26 protein-coding genes are annotated in these 22,515 nt (G+C 66.6%); 13 read left to right on the top strand and 13 right to left on the bottom strand.

What is annotated here, in order from left to right; genetic code table 11:
• Positions 1-37 precede the first annotated feature (37 nt).
• From QOZ89_RS01490 to QOZ89_RS01470, 5 genes are all read right to left on the bottom strand, one after another.
• The gene (locus QOZ89_RS01490) at positions 38-2,323 is read right to left on the bottom strand and encodes a type IV secretion system DNA-binding domain-containing protein (RefSeq protein WP_312622762.1); all 2,286 of its coding nucleotides are present in this window, start codon (positions 2,321-2,323) and stop codon (positions 38-40) included.
• Complete coding sequence (locus QOZ89_RS01485) at positions 2,313-2,474, bottom strand: hypothetical protein (protein WP_312622761.1); 162 nt, start codon at positions 2,472-2,474, stop codon at positions 2,313-2,315. The genes QOZ89_RS01490 and QOZ89_RS01485 overlap by 11 nt, the downstream gene beginning before the upstream one ends.
• A gap of 180 nt (positions 2,475-2,654) precedes the next feature.
• Positions 2,655-2,816 (bottom strand): hypothetical protein, encoded by a 162-nt coding sequence (locus QOZ89_RS01480; protein WP_312622760.1) that lies wholly within the window; start codon positions 2,814-2,816, stop codon positions 2,655-2,657.
• 225 nt (positions 2,817-3,041) lie between these two features.
• Positions 3,042-3,281, bottom strand: a complete 240-nt coding sequence (locus QOZ89_RS01475; protein WP_312622759.1) for a hypothetical protein — start codon at positions 3,279-3,281, stop codon at positions 3,042-3,044.
• Positions 3,282-3,586: 305 nt separating this feature from the next.
• Positions 3,587-3,925, bottom strand: coding sequence for a hypothetical protein (locus QOZ89_RS01470; RefSeq protein WP_312622758.1), 339 nt, complete (start codon positions 3,923-3,925; stop codon positions 3,587-3,589).
• 122 nt (positions 3,926-4,047) lie between these two features.
• Here QOZ89_RS01470 and QOZ89_RS01465 point away from each other — a divergent pair, with 122 nt between their 5' ends.
• Positions 4,048-5,154: a hypothetical protein gene (locus tag QOZ89_RS01465; protein ID WP_312622757.1), complete on the top strand. Its 1,107-nt coding sequence runs from the start codon at positions 4,048-4,050 to the stop codon at positions 5,152-5,154.
• 32 nt (positions 5,155-5,186) lie between these two features.
• Here the strand turns inward: QOZ89_RS01465 and QOZ89_RS01460 are convergent, their stop codons facing one another.
• Positions 5,187-6,080 (bottom strand): helix-turn-helix domain-containing protein, encoded by an 894-nt coding sequence (locus tag QOZ89_RS01460; protein ID WP_312622756.1) that lies wholly within the window; start codon positions 6,078-6,080, stop codon positions 5,187-5,189.
• A 273-nt stretch (positions 6,081-6,353) separates the two neighbouring features.
• On the opposite strand from QOZ89_RS01460, the gene QOZ89_RS01455 reads away from it, so the two are divergent.
• Both QOZ89_RS01455 and QOZ89_RS01450 read left to right on the top strand, forming a co-directional pair.
• Entirely contained in the window at positions 6,354-7,562 is a 1,209-nt protein-coding gene (locus QOZ89_RS01455) for a hypothetical protein (RefSeq protein WP_312622755.1), read from the top strand.
• 99 nt (positions 7,563-7,661) lie between these two features.
• On the top strand, positions 7,662-8,429 hold the full coding sequence (locus QOZ89_RS01450; RefSeq protein ID WP_312622754.1) for an alanine--tRNA ligase-related protein: 768 nt from the start codon (positions 7,662-7,664) through the stop codon (positions 8,427-8,429).
• Positions 8,430-8,432: 3 nt separating this feature from the next.
• On the opposite strand, the gene QOZ89_RS01445 is transcribed toward QOZ89_RS01450, so the two are convergent.
• Positions 8,433-9,566: a hypothetical protein gene (locus QOZ89_RS01445; protein WP_312622753.1), complete on the bottom strand. Its 1,134-nt coding sequence runs from the start codon at positions 9,564-9,566 to the stop codon at positions 8,433-8,435.
• A 251-nt stretch (positions 9,567-9,817) separates the two neighbouring features.
• Here QOZ89_RS01445 and QOZ89_RS01440 point away from each other — a divergent pair, with 251 nt between their 5' ends.
• Entirely contained in the window at positions 9,818-10,033 is a 216-nt protein-coding gene (locus QOZ89_RS01440; RefSeq protein WP_312622752.1) for a helix-turn-helix domain-containing protein, read from the top strand.
• A 17-nt stretch (positions 10,034-10,050) separates the two neighbouring features.
• On the opposite strand, the gene QOZ89_RS01435 is transcribed toward QOZ89_RS01440, so the two are convergent.
• Both QOZ89_RS01435 and QOZ89_RS01430 read right to left on the bottom strand, forming a co-directional pair.
• A complete protein-coding gene (locus tag QOZ89_RS01435; RefSeq protein ID WP_312622751.1) occupies positions 10,051-10,572 on the bottom strand; it encodes a hypothetical protein in 522 nt (173 codons plus the stop codon).
• Positions 10,556-10,912, bottom strand: a complete 357-nt coding sequence (locus QOZ89_RS01430; protein WP_312622750.1) for a hypothetical protein — start codon at positions 10,910-10,912, stop codon at positions 10,556-10,558. Before QOZ89_RS01430 ends, QOZ89_RS01435 begins: the two co-directional genes overlap by 17 nt.
• Positions 10,913-11,265: 353 nt before the next feature.
• On the opposite strand from QOZ89_RS01430, the gene QOZ89_RS01425 reads away from it, so the two are divergent.
• The 4 genes from QOZ89_RS01425 (at position 11,266) to QOZ89_RS01410 (ending at position 14,558) form a co-directional block, all read left to right on the top strand.
• Positions 11,266-12,681, top strand: a complete 1,416-nt coding sequence (locus QOZ89_RS01425) for a helix-turn-helix domain-containing protein (RefSeq protein WP_312622749.1) — start codon at positions 11,266-11,268, stop codon at positions 12,679-12,681.
• Between the two features lie 10 nt (positions 12,682-12,691).
• On the top strand, positions 12,692-13,156 hold the full coding sequence (locus QOZ89_RS01420; protein ID WP_312622748.1) for a GNAT family N-acetyltransferase: 465 nt from the start codon (positions 12,692-12,694) through the stop codon (positions 13,154-13,156).
• Positions 13,157-13,161: 5 nt separating this feature from the next.
• On the top strand, positions 13,162-14,007 hold the full coding sequence (locus QOZ89_RS01415) for a TIR domain-containing protein (RefSeq protein WP_312622747.1): 846 nt from the start codon (positions 13,162-13,164) through the stop codon (positions 14,005-14,007).
• 251 nt (positions 14,008-14,258) lie between these two features.
• Positions 14,259-14,558, top strand: coding sequence for a hypothetical protein (locus QOZ89_RS01410; RefSeq protein WP_312622746.1), 300 nt, complete (start codon positions 14,259-14,261; stop codon positions 14,556-14,558).
• A gap of 121 nt (positions 14,559-14,679) precedes the next feature.
• On the opposite strand, the gene QOZ89_RS01405 is transcribed toward QOZ89_RS01410, so the two are convergent.
• The 3 genes from QOZ89_RS01405 to QOZ89_RS01395 all read right to left on the bottom strand — a co-directional run bounded on the left by QOZ89_RS01405 (position 14,680) and on the right by QOZ89_RS01395 (position 15,972).
• Positions 14,680-15,066: a hypothetical protein gene (locus tag QOZ89_RS01405; RefSeq protein ID WP_312622745.1), complete on the bottom strand. Its 387-nt coding sequence runs from the start codon at positions 15,064-15,066 to the stop codon at positions 14,680-14,682.
• Positions 15,067-15,127: 61 nt separating this feature from the next.
• Positions 15,128-15,673, bottom strand: a complete 546-nt coding sequence (locus QOZ89_RS01400; protein ID WP_312622744.1) for an ImmA/IrrE family metallo-endopeptidase — start codon at positions 15,671-15,673, stop codon at positions 15,128-15,130.
• A complete protein-coding gene (locus QOZ89_RS01395; protein WP_312622743.1) occupies positions 15,670-15,972 on the bottom strand; it encodes a helix-turn-helix domain-containing protein in 303 nt (100 codons plus the stop codon). Before QOZ89_RS01395 ends, QOZ89_RS01400 begins: the two co-directional genes overlap by 4 nt.
• 207 nt (positions 15,973-16,179) lie before the next feature.
• Here QOZ89_RS01395 and QOZ89_RS01390 point away from each other — a divergent pair, with 207 nt between their 5' ends.
• The 3 genes from QOZ89_RS01390 to nhaA all read left to right on the top strand — a co-directional run bounded on the left by QOZ89_RS01390 (position 16,180) and on the right by nhaA (position 18,987).
• Positions 16,180-16,404 carry a DUF2188 domain-containing protein gene (locus tag QOZ89_RS01390; protein WP_312622742.1) on the top strand — a complete coding sequence of 75 codons (225 nt, stop codon included), beginning with the start codon at positions 16,180-16,182 and terminating at the stop codon, positions 16,402-16,404.
• 33 nt (positions 16,405-16,437) lie between these two features.
• Positions 16,438-16,710 carry a CRISPR-associated protein Cas2 gene (locus QOZ89_RS01385; protein ID WP_312622741.1) on the top strand — a complete coding sequence of 91 codons (273 nt, stop codon included), beginning with the start codon at positions 16,438-16,440 and terminating at the stop codon, positions 16,708-16,710.
• 885 nt (positions 16,711-17,595) lie between these two features.
• Complete coding sequence (nhaA, locus tag QOZ89_RS01380; RefSeq protein ID WP_071052320.1) at positions 17,596-18,987, top strand: Na+/H+ antiporter NhaA; 1,392 nt, start codon at positions 17,596-17,598, stop codon at positions 18,985-18,987.
• Between the two features lie 44 nt (positions 18,988-19,031).
• On the opposite strand, the gene QOZ89_RS01375 is transcribed toward nhaA, so the two are convergent.
• Positions 19,032-19,922: a DsbA family protein gene (locus tag QOZ89_RS01375; RefSeq protein WP_312622740.1), complete on the bottom strand. Its 891-nt coding sequence runs from the start codon at positions 19,920-19,922 to the stop codon at positions 19,032-19,034.
• Positions 19,923-20,094: 172 nt separating this feature from the next.
• Between QOZ89_RS01375 and QOZ89_RS01370 the strand changes: the two genes are divergently transcribed.
• Both QOZ89_RS01370 and QOZ89_RS01365 read left to right on the top strand, forming a co-directional pair.
• Positions 20,095-21,594 (top strand): PP2C family protein-serine/threonine phosphatase, encoded by a 1,500-nt coding sequence (locus QOZ89_RS01370; RefSeq protein ID WP_312622739.1) that lies wholly within the window; start codon positions 20,095-20,097, stop codon positions 21,592-21,594.
• A gap of 636 nt (positions 21,595-22,230) precedes the next feature.
• Positions 22,231-22,404 carry a hypothetical protein gene (locus QOZ89_RS01365; RefSeq protein WP_157910596.1) on the top strand — a complete coding sequence of 58 codons (174 nt, stop codon included), beginning with the start codon at positions 22,231-22,233 and terminating at the stop codon, positions 22,402-22,404.
• Positions 22,405-22,515: the final 111 nt, after the last annotated feature.

The following is a 22,515-nucleotide window of genomic DNA, read 5'->3' as shown; positions in this document are numbered from 1 at the left end:
CTCGACGCGACCGGCACAGCGGCCGGAAGTCCCCGGCTCATTCGGAGACCTCCCGGCGGCCGACTCGTCCGGCAGGGCGACGGCCTTCATGCCGAGCCCGGATGGCCGCCTCAACCTCGCCCCGGTCCTGGCCCCAGCGCTGCCGCGAGGCTGCCCGCACCAGGGCGGCTTGGCCTATAGCAGGAGGCGGCGGCAACGTCACGCCCGTAGCGGGCGGAGCCACCCGGGAACCTGCGGACAGGCTCACGACCACCTCATACGCACCCAGCCCTTGCAGGTCCGAAGCCCCCAGGTGCGGCGCAAGCTCCTTGGCCAGCCGCCCAGCATCCGTCGCCGAGGTCTGGAAGATCACGCGAGAGCGGGCATTGGCCAGCACCGCTTCTCGGAGATCGGATGGAAGCTGTCCCAGATGTTGGTGGGCCAGGGTCATACCCAGTCCCAGGCCGCGAGCCTGCGCCAGGACGTCGCCGAAGTTCTGCGGCATGTTCACGAAGTCCTGGAACTCGTCGGCGTACAGGAAGGTGGTGGGCCGCTCTCCTACCGCAATCGCGCTCCGGCCGAGCGTGGCCTGCCAGACGCGGGCGACCACCAAGGATCCGACGAGGGCCGCCGCCTCCTCTCCGAGGACGCCCTTGGTCAGGGGCACAAGCACGATGCGGCGGTGGGCCAGGGCTTCGGCTAGATCCAGTCGAGGCGCGGCCTGGCCCAGGACGTTGCGCACCCGGCGGCGTAGGAGGAAGGCCCGCAACTTGTTCATGACGGGGCCAATGGCTTGGGCACGCTCCGCGTCGCTCATCCCCTCGTACCAGGCCCAGAACGGGCCGAGGGCTACGGGGTCATCAACCTTCGCCACGAGCCGCCGCCGGAAGCCCGCATCCGTGAGGATCAGCGGCACCTCGGTCAGCGTCATGCCGGGTTCGGTGGCCAAGGTGAGTAAGGCGGCCCGGAGGATGTCATCGGTCCTGGGTCCCCAAAACGCCTTGTACAGCTGGTGGAAGATCCCCACCACTTGATCCGCTACCAACTCCGGGGCATGGTGGCTACCTGAGAGCAGGTTCAGCCCCACCGGCCGCGCCTCGTCGGCCGGGTCCAAGATCACCACCTCATTCCGGCGATTCTGGGGCACCCGGTCGAGGACATCGGCCACAAGGTCGCCCTTGGGATCGAGGACGACGACGCCACGCCCGGCCGCTATGTCCTGCGTGATGAGCCCAAGCAACAAGGTGGACTTGCCGACGCCCGTGGGCCCGATGACGTGGAGATGCCGGAGGCTGTCTGTGACCGACAATCCCAAGGGCCGCTCCGCGCCGGGGAAGGTGGACCGGGCCACCGTCCGCGGCCCCATGGGAATGTCGGCGGACGGAGCCAGCTGTCGGGTTCCACCGAGCCTGAGGCCCGGCAGCATGACGGAGCCCAAGGGGAAGGCTGCGAGCGCCGCCAGTTCCGAGGTGTTCAGTACCAGCGGGAACGTCACCACCGGCAAGCGGCGGGCGGCTAGATCTGCGGCTACCCGACTCCGGCCGATCCGGCGGCGGTAGAAGCTGACCCCCGGGGCGTGGGCGGTGTGCATGGCCGCGTTCATGCGTCCAACGAGCTGCCCCGCCCGCTCCCGTGTCCGGGCCGTAGCCCCGATCCGCCCGGCGGCCACAAACATGGCGCCGGACTGCTTAGCCCGCAGGTCCTTGGCGGCGGCCGCTTCGAGCCGGGGCCCGAAGACAAGGCGTTCCACCATCTGCCCGATGAACCCGGCGGACCCCGGCCCCGCGCTCTCGACCACCGGGCGTGTGGGGCGGGCAGGCATCAGGGCCCACTGCATAACCAGCCGCTCTCCGGCGGCCAGCGGCTGAAGGCTGGCCAGCATCGCCGTCGAGACGACTTCGGGGCGGCCTGTGTCCAGGGGGCGACGCAGCGTGGACAGGCCCAGGCTCACCGCTGAGGTTGGACGCGGCGGCTCGTACCCGCCATCTGGCGTCACCGCCACATCCGGCATCGCAGCCCGGATCGCGGCCAGCACTACCGCTGCATCCACCCGCCGCACGAGCAGGTGGTGGGCGATGCCTGCCGCCGTGGCCGATACCTCGATCACCACGCCCCGCACTGTCCAGGCCCGCCGCCACCAGGGCGCGGCCAACCCTGACAGGCCGGTGAGCATGGCGACCACCGCCAACGGCTCCACGCCTCGGGGGAAACGCAAGGCGTAGATCGCCAGGTCCCGATGCCAGCGGGCCTCTTCCCGCATCCGCAGGGCGAGGATGCCCGCCATGGCCGAGGTCATGAGGCCGCAGATGATGACGCTGATCCAGAAGAGAAGATCACCGCTCATCGGGCACCGCCTTCCTGGTCGCAGCTGTGGACTCCTGGCGGTCCTTCGCCTGCTCCTGCTGTTGCCGGGCCAGTTCTATGAGCGCCAGCACGTACAGTCCGATATTTGGTTTCTCGCGGGGCACCCCCGTGATGCGGATTCGACGACTCATACACACCCTCCTTGCATGATTACTTGCTCACTGACCCAAATTTTGGCCGCACGAAAGACACCTCCCGACAATTTGGGTTGCGGCTGCGCTACGCAAATAGTTATAGCCTGAAACGGCCAGCACTTTACTAGGTAAAGCGCTGAAAATTGGAGCGAACGAAATGCGAACACCTGGAACAACTCACAGGTGAGAGCGCCAACGCATGATCACGATGGCGACCAAGACCATGATGAAGACGGGGATGAGGGCGGGCAGGGCGGCCGAGACAAGCCCGGCCGCTACCTTCACCCCGACGCAGACCACGAAGAGCAGGATCAGCGTCTCGCTCAGCTTCTTGCTCATAGGTCCGGCTCCGCCGGTGGGCGCTTCCGGCGACGGCCGGAGCGCGCTCCGCACGAGGGGCACCGTGACGGCGAAACATGCAGGCAGAAGCCTCCCCCACAGTTCCGACAGCACCAGCCCGCCCGTACGGCGTGGGCCAGGGCCGAGCCCACGAACCGCGGGGCTTCCGGCTCCTCCATGGCGCTCGCGGCGGGATGATCTTCGGCCTCATGCGGACGGGGAGCCTCAGCCACGATGCCCCCGCCTGGCCTCCGTCTGCGCATGAAGCACCCGGGCCCGGGCCTTGGCCACGGCGGTGTAGAGCTTCACCACGGCGTGGCCGATGACGAAGGCGAGCAGCACCGGCTGCATGGGCGAAAGCACCCACCAGGCCAGCTTGATGACCAGGAGCACCCCAGCGGCTCCGGCCAGGCCAGCCGCCACCCCCTTAGCGGCTATGCCGCCGGGAATCTTTACGGATTTCATGGGCCACCTCCAGTTTCAGGAGTCGGGAAAGAGCGAGGATGAGGAGGAGATGAAGGCGGTACGACACCGCCTCACGTACGCGAATCCGCAGCCGGGGTAGCTCCTCCACGAGCAGGAGCCACGCCAGCGTAAGGATGAAAGCGGCGCCGAAACTCGCGAGCGTGAGGATGAGATAGCCGGGCCAGGAATCGAGAAGATAGTGGATCACGGCTTGCGCCGCCGGATCTCGCGCCAGGCCTTGGGAGCCATCCAGGCCGCCAAGCCGAGGAAGTAGCCAAGGGCCAGGATGTCTGCGATGGTCTCGGTCACTGGCGAGTGACGTGGTTGACGGCGACGTCACCAGTTGCCAGCTGGATGCGGCGCTCTATCTCGCGGGCCGCGAGTTCCAAGGCCGGGTTGTCCCGCGTGCGGACGTGGATGAAGGCGTCGTTCTGCGCGAACTCGTCAACCGCCGCACGCAGCAGTCGACCACCGTCCCGTATCCGCAGCTGCGCCTCAAGCATGTCCAGTTGTTCCCGCCGGAGCACAGCCCTGGCGCGGACGACGGCCTCGCCTTCGACCTCGCGCAGGCGACGGGCGACGGTGCGGCCCTGGGCGGTGATGCGGTCCAGGCCGGTGGGGCGGTAGGGCTCTAGATCTGTCATCGGCGGCTCCTCGGTCTGCGAGGCGGCTCCTTGCCGCTTGCTTGATCCGAGATTCCGTCCATCGGGCTGCGCTGAGGAGGGCGTCAGGTGGCAGCCGGGTGGCAACGCGCACCATAGGCGCTATGCCGCAGTCAGATCAGCTCGACCAGCTCACCGCCGAGCTGGCGCTTGTCCGCGAGGCTGGGGACTCGGCGCTCGACGTCGAAGCCCTCCTGAACGGGGAGACGAACCAGCTCCCGGCCTTCACCGGCTTGTCCGTAGTGGCCGCCCGCACGCGCGTGGACAACACCCTGGGCACCGCCGAGGCCATCGTGGAACTCGTACGGGAGGCCGCCGAACGCCTCGGTGACGCCGCTGAAGAGGTCCAGGCCCAGCTGCTCTTTCGCGTGCACTACCGCACGGCGAAGCTTGATCCGGCGGAGGCCCGGCGCAAGGCCCAGGAGGAAAGCGGCGTCGAGATGCGGCAGTTCCGCGGCCGCCGCGAGGAACGCCTGCGGCGACTCGTTGCCCAGCAGATCCTGGAACTTGCACGGGAGCAGGACCTACGGGCCGATGTCCAGCGGATGATGGTCGGGGCGGAGGTACCCCAGAGCGTCGCCCTGTACTGGCTGGGCCTCTTCCGTGACCACTACTTCCGGATGGAGACGGCCGGGTACGCCCTCCAGGCAGACCTCACCACGGCCCTGGTGCAGCGCCGAGACGGCCTGGCGAGCTGGACGAAGTACCTCGATCTCGTCCTCTGGTGGACCGTCGAGTTCTCCTATGAGCGCGACCGCTTCTTCCGGCTCCACGGGCCACTGTGGTTCGCCCCCACCGACCCTGGCTGCGAAGCCCTCAACGACGCTGCGCAGCGGATCGAGTACCACGATGCCTTCCCGGAGGAGTACATCTCGCGGCTGCGTCTCATCCGCAGTCGCCTCGAAGCTCCCGAGCCTCACGTCTTCGAGGAGGCCGTGCGGGCCGCAGGAGAGTGGGACTTTGCCCAGGACAAGCTTCGGCAGTGGCTGTCGCTCTGCGCGTGCGACCTCGACGCGCCCACTGACCGGTGCGAGATCCACCTGGTCATGAGCAACGCCGACACTTTCGGGCAGACCGTCGAGACCGAGTTCGAGCTGATTCAGAACTGGTACCGGACGGAGCGGTACGCGGCAGATCCGGCCATCCGGGATTTGGTGATGAGCTTCAGGCGGCCAGGTGGGGAGCGGCCGTATGTGGCAGAGGAGGCCTAAGCGCCCCTTGCAAAATTACACCCAGCCTTTTGCTAGACCCTGACGCAAGTCGTGCTGAACGACGCAGAAGACGTCGCTCCGCGAGTAAGTTTCACGGTCGCGTAGACACACACGTGGTCTGCGTGAAGCATGCCGCCATAGGCTGGCTGTCCATCATTTGTAACATGAAATAGGGCGGCGCCATTATCGGCTGGTCTATGAACGTCAACCTCGATTGTCACGGGTGGTGACGTGCCCAAGGCTGCAGTAGGAACAAAGCGCCCCCAGGCCGTTCCGCATTTCGTCGACGTCCGAAGCTGCAAGGTGCCGGCCAAGTGCTGAGCAGGAAAGAACACGTCCATCGAAGTTGATTGATCAAGATCGTCTGCCTTCTTGGCGCAACCTGTTACCACTGGGTCGCTGCCGTCGGGAACCGCCACGGTGCTCTTTCCGCGGCCGAGCGTCAGCCCAAGGCTGAGTCCTGCGGCAGCTATGAGCACAAGAGCGACCGCACACACTGTGAGGAGGCGACGGCTTGGGCGCCTTCGATCCGGCTTCGCTTCGTCGAAAGGTGCGGCCGCCGGGCCATCAGTACTAGCTGGATCCGCGCTTTCACCTTCCGACTGCACCGCCTGAAGCGGTACATGGACACGTCGTTTTGGCCATGCGTCTCCGTGACGTTCAATCCGTGCCTCTTCGAGCACAGACACGAGAGAGCCGGACGGAAGTTTCAGAACTCGCTCGTAGGCCTCGACCACCTCGTCCGTCGGCATCGTGGCACCGCGCTCGAAGCCTGACAGCGTGGTGTGGGAGTTGTAGCCAAGCTCTTTGGCCATCATGCGGAGCGAGACACCGGCATCTTCACGCGCCTGGCGCAGAGCCGCACCTACCCGCTGTTCCGGCAGTACCGGGCCAGGCATCTCTGCCGGAGCGTCATCCAAGGTCACGGCTTCCCCCGTCGTAGGCCTGCCACCAAGTGTGACCGACCTTGGTCGTCTTGGGAAGGGTGGCTGGTCGGTGGTCGGTCGGTTGAGAGTGGTGGTCGGTCGTCGGGCAGACCACCGCAAGTGAATCCTACTTTTCTGCATGCCAGACGCTCACAAGCACCCGCGACAAGGCGGCCTGTTGCTTGAGCGTGACAAATCGTCTGCCGCTCGGGCTTGAAGAGCGGCGCCAGCCATTTCGTCATTTTCCACCCGCGCCTGGAGGCGAGGTTTTCAATGAATGATGACCCGCGAGCCGCTGTCCTTGATGGGCTCAGCATCCTTGTCAAAGAGAAGCTTCCGCTATGCAATACCGACTGCCGCGACGGCAAGATTTCCTTGGAGAAGTGGATTTCCGAGATTCGCCCTATTATTACTCAAATAGCCACACTAATTCATCGCAAGCCAGAGCCCGACATGCAAATCCTTCAAATTCTTGGATTGATTTTGACGTCCGGAGAACGAAATGCTCAGACGTCCGGGAAGCAGCCAGGTTGGATCGTTACACAGCTGCCCAGGATCGAAGAGGCGCTAATAATTTCGGCGGCTGGACAGCGTGCCCCTGTTTTGACCGCAGATCTCTACTGGGAGGAGAACATTGGCCAGCCACCGTTGAGCTTCACCGCGGAACCCTACGAATTCTTTTTCATCTCCGCAGTGCGCCGTCAAACCGAACTTCGGCGTCAGGTTAACCGGGATATTCGAGCTCTGCTGCGAGGGCATGTTAGCCTCGCCACAGCGGAGGGTGCCAGTGTCTTGCGCGCAGCAACGCACGCAATGAGTCTGGCTCGTACAGAGTATATCGGATTCCACAACGGAAACTCGGTCGGAGGCGAGCGGAGGCCGCTGATGTCCCCCGCCGAATTTAACACCATGCGTTCTTGGCTAGTCCCGACGGTCATCAACGGCGAGGAATACTCTGGCCCTAACGCCGCCTACATAGGAGAAATGGCGGTAACCGACTACCTAATTGGAACGGCCGATGAAGAGTACGATCAATACGTGAGAGGGTTCGAACGCTACCAATCCCAGCCAGAAATAAGCCAGACCGGCAAGGATCGGGACTGTACCCCACTAGTCACGATTTTCATCGAAAGTCTCGGCCTTGATCCCGCTGTGCCAGAGAAGTTTGAAGTCGACGAGCTCGCCAGGAGGCTTGCGCTTGCACCACCAAGCCTTATTTCATCAGCGAAAGAATTTGCAAACTTTCTAGGCCAATTTGTGGGATCATCTGGCGCTCATATTGGATTGATCCGAGTGTACCTGGAAAGATATGTGGAGGAAGCTCCGTCAAACTGTGCCGAGCAGGCCCCAATTAAAGCAAGCACTGGGGTCGGAGGCCATTCACACGCACATACTCGCCGGCTACACGAAATGCGCCGAGCGTCTCCGCTGATAAGAAACTTCGTGGCGGCCACTAAGAAACTGCAGGCCAGAGGTTTCTGACGTCAGAAGCGTACCCTATCGTCCTGCAAGCAGACTTTTAAAATAGGCACCAGGGTGATACACTGGAAATCCTAATACCGAATGGGACGGTCTAGCTTCATGCACACGAGTGGTTCAACAGGTGGATCCGACCTAGACAAACAGCTACTTTACCTTGATAATCAGTTTCAGCTTCAAGCCAACTGCCTCATTCTCGGCTATGCAGAAGACGATGGTAGGCAATTTCTTGTTCTTGACAGGACCCCTTATTACCCGAAACGTGGAGGGCAGCCTTCAGATACCGGCAAGCTCGAAGGTGAAGGGTTTATTTTTGATATTGAAAGTGTAGTTATAAAAGACGCTCAGGTGCTCCATTTCGGGCGACTAGAGGGTAGGTTGCCAAATGTCGGCGAAACGGTGAAAGCGGTGGTCGATCGGCGAGTTCGAGAGTTGCATTCCCGCTGGCACTCCGCTGGTGAGGCTGTAATCGTAGCCGCAAAGATGGCCGGCTTCGACGAGGAGATTATCGCCGCTATTCACTACGGTCCGAACCAGAACAGGATAGAGTACCGGAAGAGGCTCACGACAGATGAAGCCGCGAACCTTCAACTCGCCATCCAAGAAAACCTAGATACTATCGGGCGAGACGATACCAGTGTTGAGATTCTCAATCTGTCTCGCGTTGAGGACGTCGAGAGGAATTGCGGATTCATCCCCGACTATATTCCGAGTGGAGCCTCGGTTAGAGTCGTCAAGATCCGTCCAGACTTCACAGGGCGACCTTGCACAGGTACTCATCTTGCAAAGACTTCCTCCTTGGGAACTGTCGCGATAGAAAAGGTACGAAACAAGGGCGACAGGTTGATTATCAGTTATGACTGCAGATAGCAGTTACTTGTTATTATGCACATGCTGCGCCAGCTCCCAGGCTAGTACAACCCCCGACCTCGGCAACACCCACCCATCAAACTCCGCCCGGATCATCCGCTCCGGCAGCGTTTCCGGCGCCTCGCTGATGCGGGCACGGTTGCTGCTGGCGAAGAAGTCGAGGAGCCGCACGTCCCGGACGTGCGCGTCGCGGTAGTCAAGCTGGACCGTCAACCCTCGGGTCGGCTGTTCCACGTCGATCTTGATGAGCCGGCCCTCCTGCCTCACGAGCGTCCGGTAGGTGTACGAGATCACCACCGGCTGGCCGGCCTCGACGGCCGCCTTGCCCACGGAGACGCTGTACGTCTGGCTGCCGTCACGCGCGCTGCGCCGGATGCGCCGCTCCTGGCCATCCACCGTGAACTGGACTAGCTCGAAGGCTTCCGGGGAGCCGCCGTCCAGATCGTCCACGGCTCGAAACCACCATGCCGACGTTGGTCCCGCCTCTTGGCTGAGATCCCGGTACTCCTGGCGGTCTGAGACGCAGACGAAGCGGCGGACGGGCTCGGCCGGGATGGTGGTGTACTCCCACCGGGCCGTCAGGGCGAACATTGGGGTACGGCTAGCGGACGAGGCACTTCCGGCGGAAGTGCCTCTAACCATGGTTAGAGGCGACAGCGTCAGTTCCACCCGGGCGTCACGCCACCGCTCCGTCGAGGCAATGGCCTGGTCCCGGATGTCGTCGTACAGCTCGCGGGCCAAGGTCGCGTCTCCCACGCGCAGCGCCAGGGTGTTGCGCAAGACCTCGTCCAGCATCTCCGGCGTTGCCACCCGCGCCAGATCGGCGTGGTCAAAGGCGAACCCGCTGATGACGGCATCCCGCAGGGCAGGCGCTTCCTCGGTGATGACCTGGCGCAGCTGCTCTGATTGGAGGCGGCTGGCGCTGCGCCGCTGGATGTAGTCGAGGCCGATGCCCAAGAGTCCGAAGGAAAAGAGCAAGCCGCCGATCTCGCTCACGGGGAAGAACGACATCCAAGCTAGCTGCGGAAACAGATGCAGGTTTTTGGCGAGCACGAGCAACCCGAGCCCGGCCACGGCAACCACGAGCCCGATGAAGGCGGTTTGGAGCTTGTCGTAGTCTTCGTGAAGATTTGCCATGGCGTTTCGTCATTATTGTATCACTTTATGATCATGTTGGCCCGACACCACACAGCACAAAGCTCCGGCACCGTTGGCCTGTAGCCCTGGTGTCCGGAGCTTTGTGGGGCACTCATGCCCTCGTACTTCAGCTACCCTCGCCGCCGGTCATCTGCCACCTCCAGCCTGTAAATCGCTTTCGCCTGGCCGCTCCGATGCTACTCATAAGTCTGTAGACCTACAAGTAGCAGACCGGCAGCGTCGGGTCTGTCATGGAGGGAGACCTGCAGCGCATCGTGGGGCGCAACCTGCGCCGTTACCGCGAGGGGCGCGGTCTCAGCCAAGAAGCCTTCGCCGATGTCGTTGGCGTCCACCGCACCTACATGGGCGGCCTGGAGCGGGGCGAACGCAACCTGACGTTGCGGTCCTTGGAGCGGCTCGCGGCCACCCTCCGCCTCGACCCGTTGGAGCTGCTCACGGAGTCCTGATCTTGGGGCGGGCCCGGTCAAAGGCCGGTCATGGATGGCCTCGGCGCCAGGCTGGCGTGCCAGTCCGGGAGCCGCCGCTCATTGGAGACCTCCCAGACAACCCGGTACTGGGCACTCCCCCGGGTGAAGACTGTGACCGGATGCGGCACGATCACCCCGCTGCCCTCCCAGCCGCAGCGTGGCCGGACACCGCAGGTGACCACAGGTCTGGGGCCCGCACCCCGCGCCTCCCGCTGATCAGCCAGGACACGCCCGACGGCCAGCGCCAGCCTGGTCTGCGCAGGGGAGACCAGGGACGGGCAGGCCACTAGCACCCGGGCCGGGTTGTCCTTCGCAAGCCAGGTGGCCACGCAGTCCGGCGGATCTTGGCGGGCCAGGACGAACTCGGGCTCCGGCCAGGTATCTACCAGGACTCCCGGTCGGCGGGAGAGCCGCACCGGAGGAACCGGCACCGCTACGGGGAAGCTCCCGTCCCCGTCGAGTTCGATCATCAGGCTCGCGGCCCCGGTTGGCCCGCAGGAGTCAACGACTGGCGTCATGCGGCCCGTGATCTTCCGGCCCGAGGGACGCGACGACGGCCCGCAGGGCAGACAGGCGGCCTGTTTCAACATCCGCGGGGCCGAATATCAGTACGGAGCTGACGTCGCCGAAGGCTTCCACGAAGGCGGCCGTCGACGGAACCTTCACCAGTTGATCGATAAGGTCCTCCGGCGCCTGGCCCGGCCAGACGGTGACGGTGTGGACGTCTCCGCCGACCGTTTCCGCAAGGCGGCAGGGCTCCGGCTCCGTCGGGACGGCCACCCCCTCGGGACGGAGGAAGGTTCGGACTTCGCGCGAGAAGACCGGGCCATAGCCATGATCGACGAGAGCTACCGTCACCGGCCCGAGCCTCCGCCGCTTACGGCGGGTTACAGGCAGCCTGTTTTCGTACGTCGGCAAGCTCCGCGAGCGCACGCCGCGCGTCCATCTGCCCACAGTGACCTCCTCCTGCAACGGCTTGTGGTGGTGGGCACCCGGAGCCGGGCGGATATGCCAGGCGACGGTTTTTCGCACCCGGCCCCGGGGCCACCGGGACCATGGCGCGACGGCCCAGAACGGGCCAAGGGGCCGAAAGAATACGGATCATGCACCGGATGTATGGGGCCTCGCCACCACGCACCGTGACGAATACACTCCGGGGTCAGGATGATCCACCTGGGATGATCATCTGGTGCCGATGGAACGGGGGTCCCATGGACGCGGGCGAACCCTCCCGTCGCTACTGCCGCTGCGGCACCCGCCTGGCCCGCGACAACGCCGGTTCTCAGTGCGCCGCCTGCACCCGCCGGGCCCGGGCCCTCGTGGCTGCCGCCCCCGAAGTGCCCGCGGACTTCTGGCAGACCGACCAACTCCGGGACGCCCTCGAGGCCTGGCACATGGGCCGGGTCATCACCGCTTACCGCGTTCACGCGTTCCACAGCCCACCGCTTTCCCAGGCCGTCATCGCCGGGTGGATGGGTCTCACCCAGGCCCAGCTATCCCGCATCGAGGCCGGGGAGCCCATCACCGACCTAACGAAGCTGATCCGGTGGGCCAGGGCCCTGCGCATCCCCGAAGAGCTCTTGTGGTTCCGGCTCCCTCCACGATCCGGCGAGGTCATGCCAAATCGTCCTGACAGCTTCGGACCCGCCGATCCCCTCCTGCATCTGGAGAGTTTGCGCCGCCGAGCCGAAGGCCACCTCACGACCGGGGCTCCCACCGCGGCCACCATCGAGGACTGGCAGCGTGTCGTTTCAGATCATGGCCGGGCGACGCGCTACCTGCCCGCTTCCGTGCAGCTGGAGGACCTGGCGGCCGACTTCTCCGCCGTCCAGCACGCCTTGGCGACCCGCCAGCCGTCCAGCACCACGAGGCAGCTGACCCACATCACCGCGCAGTTGGCTGGCCTCATCAGCCTGTCGCTCATCAAGATGGGACACCGAAGCCCGGCCCGGGCCTGGGGTCGGACCGCCCGTCTGGCCGCCGATGAATCCGGGGACGCGGCCCTGTCTTCGTGGGTGCGCGCCCAGGACGCCTACACCTATTACTACGGCGGCGCTGTGCGCGAGGCCGTCGCGGCTGCCCAGGAAGCCCAGGCCATCGCCGGACGCACGCCGTGCGTGGGCGCGGTCTTGGCCGCCGCCCTCCAGGCCCGCGCGCATGCAGTGCTCGGGCAGAAAGTCGAGACTGATGCGGCCCTGCGGAAGGCCGAAGCCATCCTGGCCGCCCTTCAGCCCGATGACGTGACGGAGTCGGCCTTCGGCTACAACGAAGCCCAGCTGCGCTTCCACGAAGGCAACGCCCTCACGCACCTTCATGACCGCCGCCGGGTCTGGGAGGCCACCGACCGGGCGCTGACCCTGTATCCGTCCAGCAACTACCTCGACCGCACCCTCATCGAGCTGGACAGGGCCGACTGCCTCATCCACGACGGCGAGGTCGCCGAGGGCGTAGCCCACGTGGCCCGGACGCTGATGGAGCTCCCGCCCCAGCGCCGTGACGGCCTCATCCTCCAGCGGGCGCGAGGGCTAGCCAAGGCCACCAGCCCCGGGCACCACGCGCTGCCCACCGTCCGGCAGCTCTACGACGTGCTGGAACTGCCGGCGCGGAATGTCGGAGGCGGGGCCTAGACTTTCGCGGGTGACGATCTCGGTACAGGCGGCCACACCCGGCAACGCCGAAGACCTCGCCGACCTCATGGTGGAGCTGGACACCTTCTACGGCGCGCCGCCTGCCGAGAACCCGGCGGATCGTCTGGCCCAGATCCGGCGGCTGCTCTTCGGGCCGGTGCCCGCGGCCCAGGTCCTGTTGGCCCGGGACGGCGAGCGGCTCGTGGGGATGGCGTCGTACTCCTACCTGTGGCCCGCCGCCGGCGTCACCCACTCCCTATTTCTCAAGGAGTTGTACGTCCGTGAGGACGCCCGGCGGCACGGCGTCGGGCGGCTCCTCATGGAGCACCTTCAGGCTGTCGCCGCCGAGCAAGGCTGTAGCCGGGTGGAGTGGATGACCGAGGCGGACAACATCCGGGCGCGGGCCTTCTATGAGGCCATTGGCGGACCGATCCATGAGGGCAAGGTGTTTTATCGAATGGAAGGCATAGCGTAGTTCACATGGCGGACGCGAGCAGCCAGTCGGAGACAGATCGACCCCGCATCTTCCTGAGCTATGCGCATCAGGACCACGATTGGGCGTTGCATGTCGCTGGCGCATTGGCAAAATGCGGCGAGAACGTGTGGCTCGACAATCTCAGCGCCGCGCACGGGAGAAACTGGCAAGAACAGATACTCGATGCGATTAGTGTTCGTGATGCGGTTGTCATCCTACTCACGAATCACACAGTGCAAACCTCGTGGGTCGAGGCCCTTGATCGGCGAGAGGTCGATGTTATTCCGGCCCTGCTTGCGCCCGTCGAAATTCCGGCACGACTTGCTGGCCGTACCGCCGTAGACATGACGGTAGGTATTGAGCCAACCGTTCAAGAGCTCGTGGACCGTGTTGAACGGGGCGCGTCCCTCGATCTCCGAAATCTTGGACCCGAAGTCTTTGAGCGGTTGGTCGCCGATCTGCTTCAACGGTATGGGTATGCAGTGGCTGATACTTCAACCGGGCCAGACCGTGGCTACGATTTTCGCATCAACTACGACGACCGGCTCGGCCTTTTGGAGCCGGTCACGTATATTGTCGAAGTAAAAGCCTACCGAAAAGGTCGTCCGTCCGTCGAGGTAGTTCACCGTCTAGCGGCCAAGCTGGACAGCTTTCCCGACGATGTTCGGGGCCTTCTCGTTGCCAATACCCAGCTCACATCTGTCGCCCGTGACCGCCTCGAAGTGGAAAGCGCTCGCCGCGGTGGAAGGATCCGGCTTCTAGATGGCCCAAGGATCCGGTCTCTCCTGCTCGAACACCCGGACCTTATGGCGAAGTACCGAAATGCTCCCGAAGAGGCGGGCCCGCAGTGATGGCAGCTTCAGCTGACGGTAATGATCTGCGAAGGCGGCTGACAGGTTGCCCTCCAGGATTCACTGGATGGCGGGACTTTGAGCAGGCGGCGCTCAATATGCTGACTTACCTATTCGTGCCGCCCCTCCGGCCACCGGCAATTCAGCCACGGACCTATTCGGGAGTCGAACGACGCGACGCCGTCTTCCCCAACCGAAACCACAACCCTGATACCGCATGGGGGCTGCTACAGAAAGAGCACGACGCACGCATGGTCGCTGTCGAGTTCAAGAACTACGACGACACCGAGATCGGGCGGGAAGAGGTTGACCAGACCAGCAATTACCTGCGCCCGACCTGGGGGCGCCTGGCTATTCTCTGCACCAACAAGCCCCCGAACGAATCGGCGCATCGCCGCCGCAACACCATCTATTCGACCGAAGACAAGAAATTGATCTTGTTCATCACTACGGCCGACCTGTTGGAGATGCTGGATATCAAAGAGCGTGGCGAGGATCCAGCGGACTTCATCCTCGACAGCATCGAGGACTTTTATCTCCAGCATGAGTAGTCGTTTCAGGGTTGAAGTGAGGCTCGTTTCTACTGCCGGTTCTACCTCGATGAATACCTGCGCATGCTTGGATCATCCGCCTCGCCGTGAGCTGATTTAGCCGGTCGACTTGGGCACGGGCTCATAACTGCATCTGATCCGGAGAATCGTCGGCGACGTCGCCTGGCCAATTTGGATTCTTTGAAGGAGTGGCCTCCTCGCGTTGATCCTCATGCCCCACCCAGGCGGGGCAGTTCTCCTTGCTGCCATCACAAATCTCCAGATGCAGATCCTTCAGCATGGCGTGAAGCTCGCCGAGCGCCGCCCGCTGCGTGTCCTTCAAACGCCAACCGCCTTCGTGCCAAATCACTGCTAGCTGTGTATGACCCCAGCCAATCAGCCAGTGCGGTACGTCGAAGGCGTATACCCCGTCGCGGCCATGCTGGGGCCAGCTTTTCGCTTCGCGGCTGAGTGGTCGGCGTTTTGCTTCCATGCAAATAGTATCGAGCACCGGCTTGGTCGCCGCCAAGCCTTGTAATTTCAATTTTTTGGCTTGCGGTAGCCATTTTCACAGTATGGGAATCGCACGGCTAGCCAGGCGTCAAGAACCCTAGGTTCATCAGACGATACTCCATCGCCTGACGGGAAACGTCGAAGGTTCTCGCCAGATTCTGAACAATGGCGGTGTCGGAGCGTTCCCGTCCTTGCGCAAGCTTGGACAGACTGCCTGCCACCGCCTCGTCGGGCATCAACAAAGCCGCGGCAAAGGCATTCGCTTCGCGCTCCTGCCTATCTGTGGCAGTCGATGATACTGCGTCTCGGAAGTTGACCCGCACCAGGCGATCCAGTATCAACCGTTTTCCCTCATGTAGCTTCAGGTGTCCGACCTCGTGGGCGATAGTGAACCGCTGGCGTACACGCGCGTTCGCACTATTTACCCCGATGACGGCAGGGGCATCCTCTTCGCGAAGGAGAAGTCCTGAAACGTCATCAGCTTCGAAGGGCTGATAGCGGATTACCGCTCCCGAGAAACCTGCTACGTCTTCGACAGGGACGGGAATGCGACCCGACCATCCTGACTGGATCAAAAGATTGACTGCTTGAGTCTCTATCGATGACCTGCGAACTGATGTCATGTCGATACTCCGGTGGCGGAGGAACTCGGCGCGTTAGCGTCTGTGTCTGACGTGATTGCAAGAGAGTCCACCCATTGTTGGTACTTGCCTAGCTCGCCGCCCGATTCCTCTTGTCCGGACAGGACTTCCCGCAACAGTTCGGCGGCATCGACGTCCAACTGTTCGGCGAGCTGCACGAAGGTCAACAGCGTCACGCCTTGGGTGCAGTGCTCGATGTTGGTGATCGTGGTCCGGCTCACGCCCAGACAATCCGCCAGCGCGGCCTGGCTGAGCCCCTGCTGGCGGCGGTACTTCCTCACCGCTCGCGCTAGCCCCTGTTGCAGCTCGGTGTCCCTCACCCCAGGGAGTCTGCCGGCTCGGCCTCGGAGTGTCAAGCTGACTGACATGTCAGTCAGCTTGACATTTTTGGTCTCCAGTCGAGCTTGACAGACGGCTCGTCCGAGGAGCAGGCTCTGGCCTGTCGGCCGGGACGGTCCCGGCCGACAGGCCAGAGGAGATCGATCTTCATGAGCGCGAAGGCCGTACGGGTTGTCCCCCACGGGGACGGCTGGGCCGTCCGTCGGGACGGCAACCAGCGCGTCACGAGCACCCACGCGACCCAGGCCGAGGCCGCCCGCGCCGGTCGGGAGACAGCGCGCCGCGTCGAGGCGGAGTTCTTCCTGCAGGGCCGCGACGGCCGGATTCGGGAGCGCAGCAGCTACGGCAGCGACCCGTTCCCGCCCCGCGGTTAGTCAACGATCTTCTAGGAAGGAGATCCCGAGGCAGTGTCGACGATGATGATCGGCTACGACCTCACCATGCCGGGCCAGAACTACGATGGCTTGATCACCGCCATCAAGGGCTATGGCGCCTGGTGGCACCACCTCGACAGCACCTGGCTGGTGAAGTCCGACAAGACCCCCACTCAGATCCGGGATGACCTCGCCAAGCACATCGACGAGGGCGACGAACTGCTGGTGGTCGACGTGTCCGGCGACGCCAGGGCCTGGCACGGGTTCAACCAGTCAGGCAGCGACTGGCTAAGGAAGCACGTCTAGCTCGGCAGCAAGGCTGTGAGGGTGCGGCCCCCTCCTCGCACCCGCATCCGACAGTTCACGACGTGCCCGGTGCATCCCACCGGGCACGTCGGGGCGTCGCATCCTTGGCACCATCACCCGCTGGCCCCCAGAGCTGCCTAGACTCTTGATCTTCGGAAGTTCCGGCCCTCCTGGGCTTGGAGCCATACCGTCTGATGGGTCTGATTCACGAACTGGCGCGGGGCGATGGCCGCACGACCGCAACCACAGCGGCAGGTCTGCACCCCGAGCCGCTCCGCCCGTGGATCGTGAGACTGGCCACATGCCCCTGCCGTCAGGTTCACCAAACGATCTAGCTCCTCGCGGAAACGATCACTGGAAAGGCGCTCCACGAGGTCTACCGCCGATCCTGCTCGCCGCCTTTGGGCGGCTTCGCCGATGTCGCGATATTGCCCCGGGGGGCGACCCCCGGACCCCCGGTGTCGCGCTACGCGCGACCTCCTTTCGGGGCGGACGCATGGTCCAACACAGCGGACACCTACAGCCGGCCACCACCCCATGGAGCAGCCTCGCCGCTGTGACGATGTTGCCTGGGGGTCGACGGTCTTCTCCGCCCTCCTGGCCGCCGCCTAAGCCCCGCCTCCTATTCCATCTCGCGTGGATCCTCGCCAGCCAGGCAGAGAAGCCCGATCCGCACACCTGATCGGCGATCCTCGCCGAGGTGCTCGGCGGCTGGGCTCGCGCTGATGACCTGCGGTGGACGTGTCTACCCGGTTGGGGTGGAGTCGATACGCTCAGGGCGGGAGTGGACGACAGCGAGCGGGCGGTTCGCGGTGTGAGGTGCTTTGCCGGTGGGAGGGCAGTGATCCTCGGGCAGCGGTGGGTGCGGCTTACGGACGGTGGGCGGTGACGTCGCCGCCGCGGCCGGGGCCGGCGCTGCGGGTGAGCATTCCTGGGCCGGCGCCAGCGGTGCGGGAGTTCCTCGCGACCGAGGCGGGCAGCGCGGTGCTGCTGCTCGGCACCACCGTCCTCGCGCTGCTCTGGGCGAACTCTCCCTGGTCGTCGAGCTACGAGCACTTCTGGGAGACGTCGACGGCGCTGACCGTCGGCGGCGCCTCGTTGCGGCTCACCGTGCACGACTGGGTGAACGACGGCGCGATGGCGATCTTCTTCATGGTCGTCGGCCTGGAGATCAGCCGGGAGGCGACGACCGGGGAGCTGCGCGACCGACGGTCGGTGGCGGTGCCGGCGCTGGGCGCGGTCGGCGGGCTCGCCGCCCCGGCGCTGGTGTATTGGCTGTTCAACCGGTCCGGCGCCGGCGGCCCCGGATGGGGCATCGCGATGTCGACCGACACGGCGTTCGTCCTCGGGATCCTCGCGCTGTTCGGGCCGCGCTGCCCGGACCGGCTGCGGCTGTTCATGCTGACCCTGGCCGTCGTCGACGACATCGGCGCGATCACCGTCGTCGCCGTCTTCTACTCCAAGCATGTCAATGTCATGGCGTTGATGCTGGCCGCCGCCGCGGTCGCGGCGATTCTCGCGCTGCGCTGGATGGGGGTCTGGCAGCTCTCGCCCTACCTGATCGCCGCGGCGCTGCTGTGGCTCGCCGTGCACGCCTCGGGGGTGCACGCGACCCTGGCCGGGGTGCTCATCGGGCTGCTGGTCCCGGCGTTCCCGCCCCGGCGGGAGCAGATCGAGAACGTGCCGGTGTTCGTGCGGGCGCTGCAGGAGGACTCGACGGCGTCGCGTTCGGCGCTGGCGGTGTCGGCGGCGCGGGCGGCGGTCGCGCCGAACGAGCGGCTGCAGCACCTGCTGCACCCGGTCAGCGCGTTCGTCGTCGTCCCGCTGTTCGGGCTGGCGAACGCGGGGGTGCACCTGAACGGTGAGACGCTGCGGACGGCGGCGAGCTCACCGGTGACGCACGGCGTCGTGGTGGCGCTGCTGCTCGGCAACGCGGTCGGCATCACGCTCGCCGCGACCTGCGCTGTGCGCACCGGCCTGGGCGTTCTGCCAGGCCAGGTCCGCTATGGGCATGTGCTGGGCGCGTCGGTGCTCGCCGGGATCGGCTTCACGATCTCGCTGTTCATCACCCAGCTCGCGTTCGACGACGAGGCGCTGCGCGACCAGGCCAAGATCGGCATCCTGGTCGGCTCGCTGGTCGCCGCGACCCTCGGCAGCGTCCTGCTGCGCTTCCTCGGCGAGCGCATGCCGCTCTGCTCCCCGAACAGCGAAGGCCTCCCGCCGCCGCTCCCGCCCCGCCCCTGGCGCCCGCCCGCGGTCCCCGCGCGCTGGAGCTGACGCCCCGGAAAGGCTGGCCAAGGGCCCCAGCCGCCGCGGCGCGGTCAGCGGCGGGCGGCCCAGGGCGCCCGCCAGCGGACCCGGTGAGGAGCAGGCGGCGCGGCCGGGCCCGCGGGATCCCCGGAATCCCCCAACTCCGCCGGGTCGGCGTCGGCCGCGAACAGCGCCCCGGCGGGGCCCGCGAGCGCGGGTACCGGCGAGAGCACGGGCCGCGGTGCCGTCACCAGGGCGGACGTCGCGGCCACCCGGACGGCGCGGCGCAGCGCCGGCAGCTCCGGGCGGCCGCGGAACAGCTGGCCGTTGACGAACAGTGTCGGGGTGCCGCGCACGCCCTCGGCTACGCCCCGCTCGTAGTCCGCCTCGACGGCGTCGCCGTAGGGCTGGGCCGCGTCGCCGACGACGAGGTCGGGGTCGAGCCCGAGGCGCTCGGCGCGGATCCGCAGGTCGATGTCCTTGAGCCGGTCCTGGTGGGCGAACAGCAGGTCGTGCATCTGCCAGAACTGGCCATACGCGTGCGCCGCCTCGGCGGCGAGCGCCGCCGTCAGCGCGTACGGATGGATCTCGAACACCGGGAAGTGCCGGAACTCGTGCCGTACCAGCGTCCCGTCCGACTCCACCAGCTCGTGCAGCACCGGCGCCGCCTGCGCGCAGTACGGGCACTGGAAGTCCCCGTACTCGACCAGCACCACCGGCGCGTCCGGGTCGCCCCGCGACGGCCGTTCGTCCGCCCGGACCGGCGCGGCCGGCAGCACCAGCCCGCCATCCGGCGCCCGCGGACCCGCCGACGTGGCCGTCCCGGGCACGGTGCCCTTGCCCGTGGGCACGGCACAGGTCTCGGGCGTGACGGCCGGGCGCAGCGCCGTCGCGAAGTCCGCCGCCCCGTTCGAGCGAGAGGCCGACGAGCTGTCCGACCGGTCCGCCGACACGCGTTCCATGCCTGAAGTATCGCGCCCGTGCCCCGAACTAGTCCCGTCGCCGCGAGAGACCGGGGCGGAGCTCACGATCACGCCGCCGGCGCGGGGCGCCCCGGTCTGGGCGGCGCGGTTTTCTCCGGACGGGCCGGGTATCCCGGCAGTCGGCGGGAAACCGACTTAACCGGAGTGGGCAGTGGGACGAGCAGCGACCAAGAACGCCCATAAGGCCGGCCATGGAGGCCCGAACGCGGACCTGGACTGGCCGGCGGCGACGCCGCCCGGCCCGGCGAAGAAGCCGCGCGGCGCCAGGCACGGCGGCAAGCACGCCGGCAAGATCGGCAAGAAGGCCGGCAAGCGGGCGGCCGGCGCGGCGGCGGGCGCCACCACCGCCCCGGGCGGGGGCGGGGGGGGCCGGGCCCCCCCCCCCCCCCCGACCGATCCCGCCACGGCGAGCGGCAGCGGCATGGCGGGCGGAACCGGCGCGGCGGTCGGAGCCTCCGGCGCCGTGGTGGACGCGATCATCGCGGCGGCGCTGGGTGAGGCGGTGGCGGAGTCGCTCACGGACACGCTCACCGAGTCGATCAACGAGTCGTTCACCGAGATGATGGCGGGCGGGCTGGCCTCCGCGCTGGAGCAGGCCCTCGCCCAGACCGTCTCGGCGGCGGTGGCACACGAGCTGCCCGGCGCGCTCGCCGCCGCCGCCGCCGACGCCCGCGCCCACCACCCGGACGGCGCGCCTGGCTCGGCCGCGCCGTCTCCGCCCAGGACGGCCGCGGCCACGCCTGGCGATGCCGACTTGTCGGCAGTCTTCCCGGCGCCGTCCGCCGCGGGTGAGCACACGGTGGCGCTGGCCGCGGCGCGGTCGGTGTGGGAGTCCCTGCCGCCCAGGCGGCTCCCGGTCCTGCCTGGCCTGGACTTGGCCGCCCGGCGGGCGGCGGCGAGCGATCCCGAACGCGTCGGCGGGGACTGGTACGACGTCACGGCGTTCTCGGCGGACACCGCCGTCCTCGACGTCGGCGACGTCGGCGGGCATGGCCCCGGCGCCGCCGCGCTCATGGCCGAGCTGTGCCACGCGACCCGCGCCTATGCCCTGCTCGACCTGCCGCCGTCCGAGATCACCACCCGGCTGGCGGACGTGCTGTTCGCGGGCGGCCACCGCGCGATCACCTCGGCCCTGACGGCCCGGCTCGACGTCCCGACCGGGCACCTGACCTGGTGCAACGCCGGCCATCCGCCGCCGGTGCTCGTCGGCCCCGACGGCGCGGTGTCGTTCCTCGGCGACATGCACGGCCCGCTGCTCGGCGCCGTGCCGGGCGCCGGCCCCGGTGTCAGCGTCGGCGGGGGCCTGGATACGCGGGCCGGCACCGAATACGCGCAGAGCACTGTCACCATGCCGGTCGGCGCGACCGTCCTCTTCTACTCGGCCGGCCTGGTCGACGGGTCGGGTACGCCGCTGGCCGAGCGCCTCGACGCTCTCGCGGCCGCCGTTTCCAGGGCGTTCGCCACCCGCCTGGCGGATGCCGGCGCGAACGGTGCCGGGCACCTGGGGGGTGCCAGCGGCCCGCCGCTCACAGCCGCCTGCGACGCGCTGCTCGCCGAGCTGTCCGGCGGCCGTCCGCCCCAGGGCCGGGAGCCCGCGGCGGGCTCCCGGCAAGACGGCGACGCCTGCCTCCTGGCCGCCCGGATCTGCTGACCGGACGCGTACTGGCTCAGGCGCGCTGACCGGCCGCCGGCCGGGGCCGACGGCCCGGGACGAATCTGACCGCTCCCCGTATTTCGACCATTTCCGCGGCATGCGGGACTGGTCTACTGGCGTCGCCGGAGACGGCGGAGATGGCGCCAACCGATCGGGGGATGCGATGGAACCGAGCAACCGGTAGAGCGAGCCGGCCGGCCCGCCGCGACGGGCGGGCATGGCGGCTTGTCTAATCCGGTCCACCCAGGACACACCTTGTCCGAAATGTGGCCGGCTTTTGTCCAGTCGAGATGAGTCGCCGTCATCCGGGCGACCCGCCGAGGCAAGTTGTCAACTTCCGTGGCGAGTTGTCCAACTTCTGTCTCACGCATCTCGATGCCAAGGGCGCATTCTGGTCACCACGACCAGTCAGCCGGGTGCCCCGGCCGCACGGCTTCGCCGTCGCCGCCGGGGTCTCCGGATCCCTTCCGGCAGATCCGCCGGTGGGGCGAGATCCATACCGACGGATCTTCGGAGAACGCCGCGGCGCGGGGCGGTCGACGCCTGGTACGGGGAGGCGTCGGCCGTGGTCCGTCGCTCGCGGCGGGCCGGCCGGCGCGACAGCCGGCCGGGCACGCGAACGGGGGAGATGAGATGGGCAGCAGCATGCGCGGAGCAGGGAGAACCGCCGAGACCGCCAGCATCGGCACGGCCAGCGTCAGCACCGCCGGCGGCGGGGCCGGCTGTGACGGCAGCGGCAGCGGCGGCGAGAACGAGGAGCCGAAGAACGCGAACCAGACCGGCGTGGGACGGGCGCGGGCCTCCTGACGTCGGCCCGCGGACACGGCCCGCGCGGAACGACACGTCGGCGCTGCCGGTCACCGCGCGGGCCGTCTGGCGAGCCCACCCGGGCTCGCCGGGCGGCGGCGGGGGGCGGGG

Origin of the sequence: Pseudofrankia coriaricola, assembly GCF_032027725.1 — a bacterium.
Classification (GTDB): domain Bacteria; phylum Actinomycetota; class Actinomycetes; order Frankiales; family Frankiaceae; genus Pseudofrankia.
This window is presented reverse-complemented; position numbering and strand designations above follow the sequence as displayed.

Excerpts from the sequence above, each read along its gene's own strand:
- QOZ89_RS01365 (WP_157910596.1), top strand. The coding sequence starts at position 22,231 with ATGGGCAGCAGCATGCGCGGAGCAGGGAGAACCGCCGAGACCGCCAGC.
- QOZ89_RS01425 (WP_312622749.1), top strand. The coding sequence starts at position 11,266 with ATGGACGCGGGCGAACCCTCCCGTCGCTACTGCCGCTGCGGCACCCGC.
- QOZ89_RS01415 (WP_312622747.1), top strand. The coding sequence starts at position 13,162 with ATGGCGGACGCGAGCAGCCAGTCGGAGACAGATCGACCCCGCATCTTC.
- QOZ89_RS01470 (WP_312622758.1), bottom strand. The coding sequence starts at position 3,925 with ATGACAGATCTAGAGCCCTACCGCCCCACCGGCCTGGACCGCATCACC.
- QOZ89_RS01480 (WP_312622760.1), bottom strand. The coding sequence starts at position 2,816 with ATGAGCAAGAAGCTGAGCGAGACGCTGATCCTGCTCTTCGTGGTCTGC.
- QOZ89_RS01410 (WP_312622746.1), top strand. The coding sequence starts at position 14,259 with ATGGTCGCTGTCGAGTTCAAGAACTACGACGACACCGAGATCGGGCGG.
- QOZ89_RS01375 (WP_312622740.1), bottom strand. The coding sequence starts at position 19,922 with ATGGAACGCGTGTCGGCGGACCGGTCGGACAGCTCGTCGGCCTCTCGC.
- QOZ89_RS01485 (WP_312622761.1), bottom strand. The coding sequence starts at position 2,474 with ATGAGTCGTCGAATCCGCATCACGGGGGTGCCCCGCGAGAAACCAAAT.
- QOZ89_RS01455 (WP_312622755.1), top strand. The coding sequence starts at position 6,354 with ATGAATGATGACCCGCGAGCCGCTGTCCTTGATGGGCTCAGCATCCTT.
- QOZ89_RS01435 (WP_312622751.1), bottom strand. The coding sequence starts at position 10,572 with ATGACGCCAGTCGTTGACTCCTGCGGGCCAACCGGGGCCGCGAGCCTG.
- QOZ89_RS01390 (WP_312622742.1), top strand. The coding sequence starts at position 16,180 with ATGAGCGCGAAGGCCGTACGGGTTGTCCCCCACGGGGACGGCTGGGCC.
- QOZ89_RS01445 (WP_312622753.1), bottom strand. The coding sequence starts at position 9,566 with ATGGCAAATCTTCACGAAGACTACGACAAGCTCCAAACCGCCTTCATC.
- QOZ89_RS01475 (WP_312622759.1), bottom strand. The coding sequence starts at position 3,281 with ATGAAATCCGTAAAGATTCCCGGCGGCATAGCCGCTAAGGGGGTGGCG.
- QOZ89_RS01465 (WP_312622757.1), top strand. The coding sequence starts at position 4,048 with ATGCCGCAGTCAGATCAGCTCGACCAGCTCACCGCCGAGCTGGCGCTT.
- QOZ89_RS01400 (WP_312622744.1), bottom strand. The coding sequence starts at position 15,673 with ATGACATCAGTTCGCAGGTCATCGATAGAGACTCAAGCAGTCAATCTT.
- QOZ89_RS01440 (WP_312622752.1), top strand. The coding sequence starts at position 9,818 with ATGGAGGGAGACCTGCAGCGCATCGTGGGGCGCAACCTGCGCCGTTAC.
- QOZ89_RS01490 (WP_312622762.1), bottom strand. The coding sequence starts at position 2,323 with ATGAGCGGTGATCTTCTCTTCTGGATCAGCGTCATCATCTGCGGCCTC.
- QOZ89_RS01450 (WP_312622754.1), top strand. The coding sequence starts at position 7,662 with ATGCACACGAGTGGTTCAACAGGTGGATCCGACCTAGACAAACAGCTA.